The sequence below is a fragment of the Nocardia brasiliensis genome (assembly GCF_011801125.1).
Classification (GTDB): domain Bacteria; phylum Actinomycetota; class Actinomycetes; order Mycobacteriales; family Mycobacteriaceae; genus Nocardia; species Nocardia brasiliensis_C.
The window spans coordinates 897,063-909,583 of the sequence record NZ_CP046171.1; the positions used below are offsets into that span (position 1 = coordinate 897,063).

General features: G+C 68.6%; 1 protein-coding gene. It reads left to right on the plus strand.

Translation table 11 applies throughout. The features are described 5' to 3' along the window. Window positions 1-146 precede the first annotated feature (146 nt). Window positions 147-12,377 carry a non-ribosomal peptide synthetase gene (locus F5X71_RS04235; RefSeq protein ID WP_238815711.1) on the plus strand — a complete coding sequence of 4,077 codons (12,231 nt, stop codon included), beginning with the start codon at window positions 147-149 and terminating at the stop codon, window positions 12,375-12,377. Window positions 12,378-12,521 lie beyond the last annotated feature (144 nt).

The following is a 12,521-nucleotide window of genomic DNA, read 5'->3' on the forward strand; positions in this document are numbered from 1 at the left end:
TGACTATGGTCACTTTGATCGGGTTGTCCGAGCGGGCAGCCGAGCGTGGTGTGGCTTCACATGTTCGACAGGCAGGATGAGCAGAGTTTCATGGTTCGCGTAGTGGGGGACGTCAAGGAAAAAGAGGCACTCCTGTTGGTGCGAGCATGACGCGCCCAACTCGTGTCCGCCCCGCCAGAACCCGACGGCCGCGGGTCATCACGCTGCCCCAGCTGATGGCGACGGCCGCCGAGGCGAACCCGGACGGCATCGCGCTGACCTACGCGGACGCCACAGCGACACTGTCGCAACTGAGCTACGCGGAGCTCGACGAGCGCTCGACGCGTTTGGCGCGGCTGCTCATCGACCGGGGGATCGGGCCGGAGGATCTCGTCGCCATCGGCATTCCCCGCTCGATCGACTCGGTGACCGCCGTCTGGGCGGTGGCCAAGTCCGGTGCCGGTTTCGTCCCGGTGGATCCGAACTATCCGGCCGACCGGATCGACCACATGGTCAAGGACTCCGGCGCCGTGTTCGGCCTGACCACGCGCGCGGCCGCGACCCAGCTGCCGGGCCAGGTCGAGTGGCTGGCCATCGATGACGAGTCCTGCCTGCGCTCGCTCGAGCGGTACTCCACCGAGCCGGTCACCAACGCCGACCGGGTGCGCCAGCTGCGCGCCGAACACCCGGCCTGGGTGATCTACACCTCCGGATCCACCGGAACGCCGAAGGGTGTGGTCGCCACCCAGGCGGGCATCGCCGGGTTCTGCGAGGAGCAGCGCGCGCACTACGGCGTCACGCACAGCGCACGCACCCTGCACTTTTCGTCGCCCTCGTTCGACGCGTCGATGCTGGAGCTGCTGCTCGCGCTCGGCGGCGCGGCGACCATGGTGGTCGTGGCGCCCTCGGTGTACGGCGGTGACGACCTCGCCGAACTGCTGCGCCGGGAACGGGTGACGCACGCGTTCATCACCCCCGCGGCGCTGGCCTCGATCGACCCGGCCGGGCTCGACGAGCTGGGCGTCGTCGCGATCGGCGGCGAGGCTTGGCCGCCGGATCTGTTGCGGCGTTGGCTGCTTCCGGTCACCGGCGGCATGCGCCAGCTGTTCAACGTCTACGGTCCCACCGAGACCACGATCGTGGTGAACATCGGTGCGCCGCTGGTGCTGGACGCACCGCTGACCATCGGCGGGCCGATCCGCGGCGTCACCGAATACGTGCTGGACGACCGGCTGACGCCGGTGCCGGACGGTGTCGTCGGCGAGCTGTACATCGCCGGCGCACAGGTGGCGCGCGGCTACCACCAGCGGCCCGCGCTCAGCGCGAGCCGCTTCGTGGCCAATCCGTTCGACCCCAGCGGGGCGCGGCTCTACCGCACCGGCGATCTGGTCCGCTGGGTGGCCGACGGCAGACTGGAGTACGCGGGCCGCAACGACTTCCAAGTGAAGGTGCGCGGATTCCGGATCGAGCTCGGCGAGATCGACGCGGTGCTGGCCGCGCACGACAGCATCGACTTCGCGGTCACCCTCGGCTATCAGCTGGAGAACGGGACCACGATTCTCGCCTCCTACGTGCTGGCGACGCCCGGCGCCGAGGTGCGGATCGACGAGCTCGTCGCGCTCGCCGAGCGCAGCCTGCCTGCCCACATGGTGCCCACCTCGATCACGGTGCTCGACGAGATCCCGCTGACCCCGGTCGGCAAGCTGGACCGACGCGCCCTGCCCGCACCGCAGTTGCAGACCAAGGAGTTCCGGGCGCCCAGCGGGCAGTGGGAACAGTTGGTGGCCGACGTATTTGGTGAACTGCTGGACAGCGACGTCCCGGTCGGCGCCGACGACGACTTCTTCGAACTCGGCGGCAATTCGCTGATCGCGACCAAGGTGGTGGCGCGCCTCGGCGCGCAGATCGGCGCCAGGGTGCCGGCCAGGACGGTGTTCGAAGCGCCGACGGTCGCCGCGCTCGCGGCCCGGCTCGCTCCGCTCGCGGGCGCGGGCGGACGTAGGGCGCTGGCCAGAATGCCACGACCGGAACACATTCCGCTGTCGCTGGCGCAGCAGCGGATGTGGTTCCTGAACCAGTTCGACACGGCGTCGGCGGCGAACAACATTCCGTTCGCGATCCGATTGACCGGCGCGCTGGACGTGGCGGCGCTGCGTGCCGCGGTGGCCGATCTGGTCGAGCGGCACGAGACCCTGCGCACGGTCTACCCCGCACTGGACGGCACCGGCCATCAGGTGATTCTGCCTGCGGCGCAGGCGACTCCGGAGCTGGCGGTGACCCACGTCGGCGCCGCCGAGCTACCTGGCAGGCTGGCCGAGTTCGCGGTGGCGGGCTTCGATGTCGCGGCCGAGGTGCCACTGCGCATGGCGCTGTTCGAGGTGGGCGCCGACGACTTCGTGCTCGCGGTCGTGGTTCACCACATCGCGGCCGACGGCACCTCGATGGCGCCGATGGCGCGCGACCTGACCATGGCCTACTTCGCCCGCAGCGCGGGCAACGCCCCCGAATTGGCGCCGCTGCCGGTGCAATACGCCGATTACGCGCTGTGGCAGCGCGCCATGCTCGGCGACGAGAACGACCCGGCTTCGGTGGCAGCCGAACAGATCGGGTACTGGCGCGACGCGCTGGCGGGCCTGCCCGGCCGGCTCGAATTGCCCACGGACCGCCCACGTCCCGCGCTGGCCTCCGGACGGGGCGGTGTGCACCTGTTCGAGGTGGACGCACAGATCCGCGCCGGACTGGACGCGATCGCACAGGACACCGGCGCCTCGCTGTTCATGGTGGTGCACGCGGCGTTCGCGGCGCTGCTGGCCCGGCTGTCCGGCGCAGCGGACATCGCGGTCGGCACCCCGGTCGCCGGGCGCGGCGAAGCCGAATTGGACGGCCTGATCGGCATGTTCGTCAACATGCTCGTGCTGCGCACCGAGATCGATCCCGGCGCGTCGTTCCGCGAACTGGTCGAGCACGCGAAGACGGTGGACCTCGCGGCGTTCTCCCATGTCGAGCTGCCGTTCGAGCGGTTGGTCGAGGTGCTCGATCCGGTGCGCTCGCAGGCGCATCATCCGCTGTTCCAGGTGGCGCTGTTCTTCCAGAACATGGACAAGCCCGCGTTGGAACTACCCGGGCTGTCCGCGACGGCGCTCGAACTGGACGGCGCGGCAGCCAAATTCGATCTACAGCTGACCATCACCCCGCACGAGGGCGCGGACGCCGGCCTGTCGGCGATGTTCACCTACGCGACCGACCTGTTCGACGAGGCGACCATCGCCCGCTTCGCCGCCCGGCTGCGCAGGCTGCTGCGCGCGCTGACGGCCGACCCGGACCGTCCCGTCGGCGACGCGGACCTGCTGTCGCTGGTCGAGCGGGACCGAATCCTGTTCGAGTGGAACGAGACCCGGCAGCGGATCGCACCGGAACTGCTGCTCGACGGCTATCGGCGCGCGGTCGGCGCGCATCCGAACGCGATCGCGGTGGCTTATGAGGGCACCGCCCTCACGTATCGCGAGTTCGACGAGCGCGTCAATCAACTCGCCCGGCTGCTGATCACCCGGGGCGTCGGCGCGGAATCGCTGGTCGGCTTGGCGATTCGGCGTTCGCTCGACCTCGTGGTCGGCATGTACGCGATCGTGACGGCCGGTGGGGCGTACGTGCCGCTGGATCCGGATCACCCGGCCGAGCGGATCGCGCACATCCTCGACACGGCCCAACCCGTCTGTGTCGTCACGACTTCCGCCGACGCGGCGGCACTGCCCGACGGCGTCGCCACGGTCGCCGTCGACACCGTCGACCTCGCGCCGTTCCCCGGCACCCCGGTCGAGACGGGGGAGTTGCTGCGCCCGGTGTCGCCGCTCAACCCCGCGTACGTCATCTTCACCTCCGGCTCGACCGGGCGGCCCAAGGGCGTCGCCGTCTCGCACGCGGCGATCGTCAACCAGCTCGAGTGGATGCTCGCCGAGTACCCGCTGAGCGGCGACGACGTCTATTTCCAGAAGACGGCGACGACGTTCGACGTATCGCTGTGGGGCTACTTCATGCCGCTGCGGGCAGGCGCGAAACTTGTCGTCGCGACGCCGGACGGCCACCGCGACCCGGCCTACGTCGCGGAAACCATTGCCGCGCAGTCGGTGACGGTCACCGACTTCGTGCCGTCGATGCTGACGATGTTCGCGGCGCACACCGCGAAGGGCGCGTGCCCGACGCTGTCGCAGATCTTCGTGATCGGCGAGGCGCTGCCGCCGGAGACGGTGAACGCGGTCTTCGCGGTGACCGACGCCGACGTGCACAACCTCTACGGCCCCACCGAGGCCGCGGTCTCGGTGACCTACTGGCCGGCCGATGGTTCCGACACCGGTTCGGTGCCGATCGGCCTGCCGCAGTGGAACACCCGGGTCTACGTGCTCGACGCGCGGCTGCGTCCGGTGCCCGAGGGCGTGGCCGGTGAGCTCTACCTGGCCGGTGATCAGCTGGCCCGCGGCTATGTCGGTCGGCCGGATCTGACCGCGGATCGGTTCGTGGCCAATCCGTTCGGCACCGGTCAGCGCATGTATCGCACCGGCGATCTGGTGATGTGGCGCAAGGCCTCCGGTGCGGAGACCGACGACGAGATGGTGCTGGACTACCTCGGTCGCACCGACTTCCAGGTCAAGTTCCGTGGTCAGCGGATCGAGTTGGGCGAGATCGAGACCGCTTTGCTGGCGCAACCGTCGGTGAGTCAGGCGGTCGCGCTGGTCAGTCAGTCGACGCTGGGTGACCAGTTGGTCGCCTACGCGGTGGCGGTGCCAGGGGAGAGTATCGATCCGCAGGAGCTGCGCACCGCGGTCGCGGAAACCCTTCCGGCCTATATGGTTCCGGCCGCGGTCGTGGTGCTCGACGAGTTCCCGCTGAATCCGTCCGGCAAGCTCGACCGTAAGGCGCTGCCGGAGCCGATGTTCACCGCGCGGGAGTTCCGTGCGCCCGCCACCGCGGTCGAGGAGATCGTGGCGGGCGTGTTCGGCGAGGTGCTCGGGTTGTCCCGGGTTGGTGCCGATGACGATTTCTTCGCTCTCGGCGGCAATTCGCTGGTCGCGACCCAGGTCGTCGCGCGGCTCGGCGCCGCGGTGGACGCCCGTGTTCCGGTGCGGACGCTGTTCGAAGCGCCGACCGTGGCAGGCCTTGCCGCCGTGGTCGATTCGCAGGTGCACGGCAGGCCCGGGGTCGCGCTCGGCAGTATCGAGCGACCGGAGGAGTTGCCGCTGTCGCTGGCGCAGCGGCGGATGTGGTTCCTGAACCGCTTCGATCAGTCCGATGACGAGTCGGCTGGCTCCGCCGCCTACAACCTGCCGTTCGCATTGCGGCTCACCGGCGCACTGGATGTCACCGCGCTCGGCGCCGCCCTCGACGACGTGGTGGGCAGGCACGAGGTGCTGCGCACGGTGTACCCGGAGACTCCGGCGGGCCCGGTGCAGGTGGTGTTGCCGCCGAGCAGTGCCGTGCTGGATGTCACGCCGCAGGTACTGAGCGAGACCGAGGTGGCCAGCGCGGTCTACGCGCTGGCCGCGCGACCGTTCGACGTGACCGACGAGGTCCCGGTCCGGGTGGCGCTCTACCGGATCGACGGCACGACCGATACCTACGTGCTCGCGGTGGTGGTGCATCACATCGCGGCGGACGGCTCGTCGATGGGTCCGCTGGTGCGGGATGTGATGGTTGCCTATGCCGCGCGGACCGCGGGTGAGGCGCCGGGTTGGGCGCCGTTGCCGGTGCAGTATGCCGACTATGCGCTGTGGCAGCGTGCTGTGCTTGGTGATGAGTCGGATGTGGATTCGATTGCCGCGCAGCAGATCGGTTTTTGGCGCACGCAGTTGGCGGGGTTGCCGGATTTGTTGGAGTTGCCGACGGATCGGCCGCGTCCGGCGGTCGCGTCGATGGCGGGTGCGCGGGTCGATGTGCGGGTCGATGCGGCTACGCATGCGGGTTTGGTGGAGCTTGGCCGGGCACATGGCGCGACGTTGTTCATGGTGGTGCACACCGCTTTGGCGGTGCTGCTCGCCCGGTTGTCGGGTGCGGCGGACATCGCCATCGGTACGCCGGTGGCGGGTCGTGGCGAGCGTGAACTCGATGATCTGATCGGGATGTTCGTCAACACCGTGGTGTTCCGGACCCGCTACGAGTCCGACGAGTCGTTCGTCGAATTGCTCGGCAGGCAGCGCGAATCCGATCTGCAGGCGTTCGCGCATGCGGATGTTCCGTTCGAGCGGTTGGTGGAGGTGCTGAATCCGCCGCGTTCGACGGCGCATCATCCGCTGTTCCAGGTGGGCCTGTCGTTCCAGAACATCGCGCGTACCGCGCTGGAACTGCCCGGCCTCACGGTCGAGGGGCTGGACGCGGATCTCGCGGTCTCGCAGTTCGATCTGCATCTGATCGTGGGCGACAGTTACGACGAGTCCGGTGTGCCCGCCGGTATGGGCGGCTTCTTCACCTATGCCACTGATCTTTTCGACGCCGCGACCGTGCAGGGCTTCGCCGAGCGATTGAACCGCATCCTGGCCGCGGTCGTCGCGGACGCGACCGCTCCGGTCGGTGACATCGAGCTACTCGACGCGGCCGAGCGCGATACGGTGCTGGCCCGGTGGAACGCCACCGAGGCGCAGGTCGATACGGCAGCCACCTTGGCGTCGTTGCTCGATGCCGCGGTGGCGGCGGACCCGCGCGCGGTCGCGCTGGTGGCCGATCTGCCCGACGGCGGTCGCGAGAAGGTCACCTACGGTGAGTTGGATGCGCGGGTGAATCGTCTTGCGCGGTATTTGATTTCTGTTGGTGTGGGTCCGGAGTCGCGGGTCGGGTTGGCGTTGCGGCGTTCGGTGGATTTGGTCGTGGCGATGTATGCGGTGGCGAAGTCCGGTGGTGTGTATGTGCCGGTGGATCCGGATCATGCTGCTGAGCGCACGGGTTACATTTTGGAGACGGCTGCTCCGGTGTGTGTGTTGACCAATGCCGAGGCGGGGTTTGTTACTGGTGTCGCGCCTGTGGTGTGTGTTGATGAGCTGGATTTGGCGGGTTTTGCTTCGGCGCCGGTTGGTGATGTGGATCGGGTTGCGCCGTTGCGTCCGGAGAATTCGGCGTATGTGATTTTCACGTCGGGTTCGACGGGTCGTCCTAAGGGTGTTGCGGTTTCGCATGCGGCGATTGCGAATCAGTTGCGGTGGAAGGTGACCGAGTTCGGTTTGGATGCTGCTGATGCGGTTTTGTTGAAGACTGCGGCGACGTTCGATCTTTCGGTGTGGGAGTTTTGGTCGGCTGTGGTGTGTGGTGGTCGTTTGGTGATCGCTGCGCCGGATGGTCATCAGGATCCGGGGTATTTGAATGAGTTGATGGCGCGGGAGTGGGTGACCACGCTGCATGTGGTGCCGTCGATGCTCGACGCGCTCACTGCGGGTGAGTTCCCGAACTCGCTGTGGCGGGTGCTGGCGATTGGTGAGGCGTTGCCGGGTGCGTTGGCGCAGCGGTTCGTGCGTGATTATCCGCGGGTGGAGCTGTTCAACCTCTACGGCCCGACCGAGACGGCAGTGTCCATCACCAGCCACCGGGTCGGTCGCAACGACCAGGTCTCGGTGCCCGTCGGCGGGCCGCAATGGAACAGCCACGTCTTCGTGCTGGATGGCCGGTTGCGTCCGGTGCCGGTGGGTGTTTCGGGTGAGTTGTATCTGGCTGGTGCGCAGTTGGCGCGTGGCTATTTCGGTCGTGCGGATTTGACCGCGGATCGGTTCGTGGCGAATCCGTTCGAGCACGGCGTGCGGATGTATCGCACGGGTGACCTCGTGGCGTGGAACAGTTCCGGTGAACTCGAGTACCGGGGCCGCACGGACTTCCAGGTGAAGATTCGTGGTTTCCGGATCGAGCTCGGTGAGATCGAAGCCGCGCTGTTGGCGTTGCCGGGGATCGCCCAGACCGCGGTCATCGCCAAGTCCGATCCCAAGACCGGTGATCGCCTGGTGGCGTATCTGGTTGCCGCGGGTGGGGATGTCGATGTGGCGCAGGTGAAGTCGGCGCTGTCGACCGAGTTGCCGTCGTATATGGTGCCGTCGGCGTTTGTGGTGCTCGATGCGCTTCCGTTGAATGTGAATGGGAAGTTGGATCGGAAGGCGTTGCCGGAGCCGGAGTTCGAGGCTCGGGTGTTTCGTGCGCCGTCGACGCCGATCGAGGAGATCGTGGCGTCGGTGTTCGCCGAGGTGCTCGGGGTGGAGCGGGTCGGTGCGGATGACGACTTCTTCGGTCTGGGTGGTAATTCGCTGTTGGCGACGCAGGTCGCGGCGCGTATCGGTGCGGCGCTGGACGCGCGGGTGCCCGTTCGTCTCCTGTTCGAGGCGTCCACCGTCGCGGGGCTCGCGGCCAAGCTCGCCCAGCATGCGGGTAGCGGCGGTCGCAAGGCGCTCGCCGCCGGGCCACGGCCGGAACAGATCCCGCTGTCGCTGGCGCAGCAGCGCATGTGGTTCCTCAACCAGTTCGATACCGCCTCCTCGGTGTACAACATCCCGGTCGCCATCCGGCTCACCGGCGACCTCGATGTCGCCGCGCTGGGCGCGGCGGTGACGGATCTGGTTGCCCGCCACGAGATCCTGCGCACCACCTACCCGCAGTCCGGCCTCGGCCCGGTGCAGGCGATCGCCGCGGCGCCACAGGCACCGATGGACCTCGCGGCGGTGCGGATCGAGGGCGCCGAGGTGGCCGACGCGGTCTATCGCGTCGTCGCCACCGGCTTCGATGTCACCACCGAGGTGCCGTTCCGTGCCGAGCTGTTCCAGCTCGACGAGGCCGACCATGTGCTGGTCTTCGTGGCCCATCACATCAGCGCCGACGGCTGGTCGATGGGCCCGCTGACCCGTGACCTGATGCTGGCCTACGCCGCTCGTACCGGCGGCGCGGCGCCCAGCTGGGCTCCGCTGCCGGTCCAGTACGCGGACTACAGCCTCTGGCAGCGCGAGGTGCTCGGTGCCGAGGACGATCCGAAGAGCGTGATCGCGCAGCAGGCCGACTTCTGGCGCACCACGCTGGCGGGCCTGCCCGACGAACTGGCGCTGCCCACCGACCGGCCGCGGCCCGCGGTCGCGTCCTATCGCGGGGCGACGCTGGACTTCGAGCTCGACGCCGAGCTGCATGCCGCACTGGAACAGGTTGCCCAGCAGCACAATTCGACGCTGTTCATGGTGGTGCACGCGGCGCTGGCGGTGCTGCTCGCGCGGTTGTCCGCGAGCACCGACATCGCGATCGGCACACCGGTCGCCGGGCGCGGCGAGGCCGAACTCGACGATCTGATCGGCATGTTCGTCAACACGCTGGTGCTGCGCAACGAGATCACGCCCGGCGCGAGCTTCGCCGCGGTGCTCGCGGCGGTTCGCGATACCGATGTCGCGGCCTTCGGCCACGCGGACCTGCCGTTCGAGCGGCTGGTCGAGTTGCTCGATCCGGTCCGCTCGGCGGCCAGGCATCCGCTGTTCCAGGTCATGCTGGTGTTCCAGAACCTCGGCGAGACCTCGCTCGAGCTACCCGGGCTGACCATCGCGGGCATCGATCCGCAGGTCACCCCCGCCAAGTTCGATCTGCAGCTCACCGTCGCGGAACGACCGCAGCGGCAAGGCATATCGGCGGTGCTCACCTATGCGACCGACCTGTTCGACGCGGCGACCGCGCAGAACTTCGCCGATCGCCTGCGGCGCATCCTGACCGCCGTCGCCGCCGACGCGTCGGCGGCGGTCGGCGACATCGACGTGCTGGCGGCCGGCGAGCGCGAACTGGTGCTGGCGGAGTGGAATTCGCCGGGAGCCTGGGTGCCCGGCGCCACGCTGCCCGATCTGATCGCCGAGCAGGCGTGGCGGCGTCCGGACGCGATCGCCCTGCGTTTCGGCGATCGATCCGTAACATTCGGGGCGCTGCAGGCGCGGGCGAACCAGATCGCCAGGGCGCTCATCGCGCAGGGTGCCGGGCCGGAAGCACTGGTGGCCGTTGCCATGTCACGCACCGAGGAGCTGCCGATCGCGCTGCTCGGCGTGCTCGCGACCGGTGCCGCGTACCTGCCGATCGACACCGCATACCCGGCGCAGCGGCTGGAGTTCATGCTCACCGATGCCGCGCCGGTCTGCGTGCTGACCACGGCGGGGGAGCGCGACGCGCTGCCCGCGACGGAACTGCCGGTGGTATTGCTCGACGAGACGACGTCGTTCGCCGACACGCCGATCCTGGCGGCCGAGCGGCGCGGGCCGCTGCGGCCGGACAATCTGGCCTACGTCATCTACACCTCCGGTTCGACGGGTGTGCCCAAGGGCGTCGGCGTCGCGCACCGCAATGTGGTCGAGCTGTTCGCCAACACCCAGCCGCTGTTCCGTTTCGACGACAACGACGTGTGGACGCTGTTCCACTCGTTCGCGTTCGACTTCTCGGTCTGGGAGTTGTGGTGCGCACTGGCGCACGGTGGTTCGGTCGTGGTGGTCGACTACCTGACCTCCCGGTCGCCGGAGCAGTTCCGCGAGTTGCTGATTCGCGAGCGGGTGACGGTGCTGAACCAGACACCGTCGGCCTTCTACCAATTGGTCGAGGCCGACCGGGCCGCCGAACCCGCCGGGTTCGCGCTGCGGTATGTGATCTTCGGCGGCGAGGCGCTCGATCTGCGCAAATTGCGGCGCTGGTACGAACGCCACGGCGCGGCAACGCGTTTGGTGAACATGTACGGCATCACCGAGACCACGGTGCACGTGTCGTTCCTGCCGCTCGACGCCGCCGATGTGCGTGATCCGGCCAGCGTGATCGGCCGGGCCATTCCCGGCCTGGACGCCTACGTGCTCGATCCGCGATTGCATCCGGCGCCGCTGGAGGTGCCCGGCGAGATCCACGTCGTCGGTGCGCAACTGTCGCGCGGTTACCTCGGCAGGCCGGGCCTGACCGCGACCCGCTTCGTCGCGAATCCGTACGGCGCGCCCGGTTCTCGGATGTACCGCACCGGCGATGTCGGCCGGTGGCGTGATCGCGGCGACAAGGCGCAACTCGAGTACGCCGGGCGCAGTGACCAGCAGGTGCAGCTGCGCGGCTTCCGCATCGAACTCGGCGAGATCGAGGCGGCGTTGCTGCGGTGCGACGGTGTGCGGCAAGCGGTTACGGTGGTGCGCTCGGATGCGCACGGGGAGCGGCTGATCGGCTACGTGGTCGGTGCCGAACCAGGATCGATTGATCCGGTGACCGTGCGTTCCCTGGTCGCTCAGTTCCTGACCGGTTACATGGTGCCGGACGCGATCGTGGTGCTCGACGCGCTGCCGCTCACGCCGAACGGAAAACTGGACCGAAAGGCGCTGCCCGCACCGGAATTCACCGGCGCCGCCGAATATCGGGCGCCGCAGTCGGCACTCGAGCAGACCGTGGCCGAGGTGTTCGGCGAACTGCTCGGCACCCAGGCGGTCGGTCTCGACGACGACTTCTTCGGCCTCGGCGGAAATTCGTTGCTCGCCGCGCAGGCGGTCGGCCGGTTGCGCGAAGCCACCGGCGCATCGGTGAGCGTGCAGTGGTTCTTCACCGACGCCACGGTGGCCGGGCTGGCCGCGCGGATCGACGCGGGCGTGGCGGGGGAGATCGACGCCAACGCCGCGCTGAACGTGCTGCTGCCGATCCGTACCGGCGGCACCGAGACGCCGCTGTTCTGCCTGCATCCGATGTACGGCCTGGCCTGGACCTATGTCGGGTTCACCCGATACCTGCCCGCCGCGCAGCCGATCTACGGCGTGCAGTCTCCCGCGCTGTCCGAGGAAGGCGCACTGCCGGATTCGATCGCCGCGCTCGCGCGGCGCTATGTGACCGAGATCAGGGCGGTACAGCCGGAGGGGCCGTACCGGCTGCTCGGCTGGTCGCTCGGCGGTGTGCTGGCCCATGCCATCGCGACCGAATTGCAGGCCGCGGGACAGCGGGTCGAGTTGCTGGCCATGATGGACAGCCACCCGAATCCCGATGTCGTCGGCTTCCGCACCGCGTTGCGCGGCGCGCTCACCGAGCTCGGGTTCGGCGCCGACCTCGTCGCGGCCCAGGGCGACGTCTACGACCTGAGCGATCAGGCGTTGGCCGCGCTGCACGCGATGATCCCGCCGGAGCTGGTCGCCATCACCCCGGAGCGGTTGCGCAGCATCTACCGCAGCGCGGTCCGCTCGGCCGAGCTCATCGCCGAGCACCGACCCGGCGTGTTCCACGGCACACTGCAGTACTTCAGTGCCGCGGTCAGCGATCCCACCGATGTGCTTCGCGCCACTGCGGGCGACTGGACCGAATTTGTCTCCGGAGCGGTGATCGATCGGCCGGTCGCGGTGACGCACGCGCTCATGACGTCGCCGGAAGCACTCGCCGAGATAGGTCCTCAGCTGGCCGTTCTCCTCGGGCGACAGGGGTGATGCCACCCTGTCGACGCGCTCGGCACCATTCGCGCGTCGACAGGGAATAATCGTTCCGGGCGCTCGTTTCCCGTGGTTCGTCGCTACCCTTTTCCCGGGGTCGCACCGGGCTGTGTTCGGCGTGGGCCGGTTCCGTCGGTAACG